At 29.2% G+C, this 2784-nt stretch carries 3 protein-coding genes and 1 pseudogene; all 4 read right to left on the reverse strand.

Annotated features, from left to right (window positions below; all coding sequences use genetic code 11):
• Positions 1 to 76: 76 nt before the first annotated feature.
• Positions 77 to 775, reverse strand: coding sequence for a tetratricopeptide repeat protein (locus ACGH46_RS10950; RefSeq protein WP_411605646.1), 699 nt, complete (start codon positions 773 to 775; stop codon positions 77 to 79).
• Complete coding sequence (locus ACGH46_RS10955; protein WP_411605648.1) at positions 759 to 1172, reverse strand: hypothetical protein; 414 nt, start codon at positions 1170 to 1172, stop codon at positions 759 to 761. Before ACGH46_RS10955 ends, ACGH46_RS10950 begins: the two co-directional genes overlap by 17 nt.
• Positions 1173 to 1511: 339 nt before the next feature.
• Positions 1512 to 1949: a hypothetical protein gene (locus tag ACGH46_RS10960; protein ID WP_267346216.1), complete on the reverse strand. Its 438-nt coding sequence runs from the start codon at positions 1947 to 1949 to the stop codon at positions 1512 to 1514.
• Positions 1933 to 2784: pseudogene (locus ACGH46_RS10965) on the reverse strand (hypothetical protein); the annotation flags it as partial. The gene ACGH46_RS10960 and the pseudogene ACGH46_RS10965, both read right to left, overlap by 17 nt.

Below are 2784 nucleotides of genomic sequence, written 5' to 3' on the forward strand. Positions count from 1 at the left end.
ATGCCAACCAATGTTTTATCTTCATCGGGTATTTTACCTGCCTCTGTCTGCGTTTGGGTGATGAACGTCGGCAAATCTATTGTTTTTTTACAATCATTTCAGATGCTAATAGACAACCATCAGTTAGGTTATTTTTACATGCGCGTTCAAACCACAACAGAGCTATTTTATAATTCGATTGCGCTTTTTCAATTATTCCTAAATTAAGTTGTGCGAAAGGGTTATTTGCTTCAGCAGCTTTTTTATACCAATTAATCCCCTTTTCATAATCTTCATAGGTATCTATTTCACTATTTGTTAAATATAAATTACCTAATTCGACCTGAGCCGCTGTATAACCTTGATTAGCCGCTTTGGTTAGCCAATATAATGCTTTTGTGCTATCATGTTCAAGACCCCAAAATCCAAATCTGTAATTAACCCCTAATAAGTATTGGGATTGTACATGATTTTGTTTGGCTGCTTTTTCTAGCCAAATAATTGCCTGTTCTTTATTATCAAGTTCTTCATAAAGGATAGCTAAAGCAAACTGAGCTTCTGCATATCCTTGTTGCGCAGATAGTTGATACCAATAAAAAACTTTATCATTATATTTCATATTAGTATGTTGAGATAAAAGTAGATTTGCTAAAGAATACTGGGCAAATTTATCACCATTTTTAGCTTGTGAAATTAAACTATTTTCGATTACAGAATCTGCTACTACAATATTAGATTTCCACAGCATTAAAGAAAACATTATAATAAAAATTAGTTTTTTATTTGGGTATTTCATGAAGTTCAACTTCCTCATTTTCATATAAATCATCATAATTAAATATTTTTTTAGTTAAAATCTTACCGTTTCTATCATAAGTCATAATAATTTTATAATCTTTACCAAACTCATCAGGATGATAATACTTAGTACGCACGAGCATACCGGATATATCATATTCATACCAATTACCTACAAAAACACCTGTCGCATTATAATGTCCTTGACAACCCCTCTCTTTTATTTGACCATTTGGGTAATAATCAATAAGAAACGAATAACAAAAAGGAGTATTTGAACTACTTGACATTATTAATGATATAGCATAATGATCAAAATTTTCTTTTACAGAGTTAGCAAAAGAATGACAAACAATAAACAAAAAAATGAGAGGTAAAATAATTATTTTTTTCATGGTGTACCTATTAATAATATTTTTCTTTAATCCTTCATATAGTTGTTGAGCAATTTTATCAATGTTTGAAAATGTTGATATAATTTTTCATCACCAAATAAATGTTTTGATATAGTTTTACCTAAGATAAAAGAATAAGCTTATTGATAATTAATACAAAACTTTTTCCCAGCAGGCTCTAAAGTTAATGTGATATATTAAAGTTCATTTTATCTTTCGCTTTCAAATCGCATATAATCATTTGCTTGTTTATCAGCCAGTAAAAGACTTTTTATTAAATTTTTTATGTTATTAATCCTTGACAAATATATTGGCAAATTAGTTTTCCAGATAATTTTTTTACTCATACTCAGTAGCAAATTGTTTTATATTTATTTTATTAATATTCATGCAATTATAAAATTTCATTTCAATTTCTCTATTATAAATAACTTTTATAGGATTAATTTCATCATATGTTATATTCTCCATATTTTTTAGGTTATAGTTATATTTTATCCAACCTAAAGTAGCCTGACTTACTGTCTTTCCATACTGTCTAGTACTAGCAGAATCATAAATTTTAAAAAAAATAGATTCATCTGTTACAGAAACATCATATAAATCAATTTTAAAATATTTTCTTGATTTCACTTCTGGTAGAAAATTACTGGTTTTAATGAGTTCTTCAAAAATTGATACACAATCTTTTGGATTAGCATTTGCATTAACTATACCACTGAAAATTATCAAAGTTGGTAATACTAATACCAATGTAGCTTTAATTTTTTTTAGCATTTTTTTCCTCTATTTTATTAACTATTCTTGGAATAATTTTATCTAATATCTTTTTATAGGCTTCTTGAGCAACAGAATTAGTCGAATGCCAACGAGCATAATTACCATTATATTTGTTTATATAAAACACTAAATATTCCATTGCAGCTATTACAGTTGGGAAAATAATAAACTCTTTTGGTCTATCTTTTATTTGAGCATTACCTCCCTGTTTACTGATTCCAACATTTTCAAATAAATGTGTAACACCTATAGGTGTATAATTTGGATTTAATAAAAAGAAATCTTTATCCCAACCATAATATGGCGGTAAACCAAAAGATTCCATACCTCCTGTCCCCGTTTTCTTATATTGTAAGGATTCAAAATGTGCAGTTTCTGAACGATACATTTTTTCAATTATTATTGCCATTTGCTTGCCATGCTTCTTATATATTAGATTTATAGCTAATTCGGCATCTTCTAAAGTATAATTTCTTTTGAGATCAATTTTAACATTGAAACAATCCACCATAGCCACAGGATGCATAAACCACACCCACCCATTTTTACTCAAAGTGGCTGGCGTTGATGAAGTTTCAGTTTGTTTAGTTGACGGGGCTGCTGTTTTACTGTTTTCAGCGGTCGCTTCACTTTGTTGTGTCTGCTGCTTTTGCTTAGCTAAACCTTTGGCGACATCATCCCACCAAAGCATTTTTGTCGCTTTTTCTTTGCTTTTTTCCCATAATTTATACTTCTCTTCTAACTGATTTATATAACCCAATAATTTAAGTTGCTCTTGTGCTAATTTCTTTTCGGGTGCATCTTCATAACCATCTGGAAAACGTTGATAATC

Origin of the sequence: Gilliamella sp. CG22 (assembly GCF_046635725.1) — a bacterium.
Lineage (GTDB): Bacteria > Pseudomonadota > Gammaproteobacteria > Enterobacterales > Orbaceae > Gilliamella > Gilliamella apicola_I.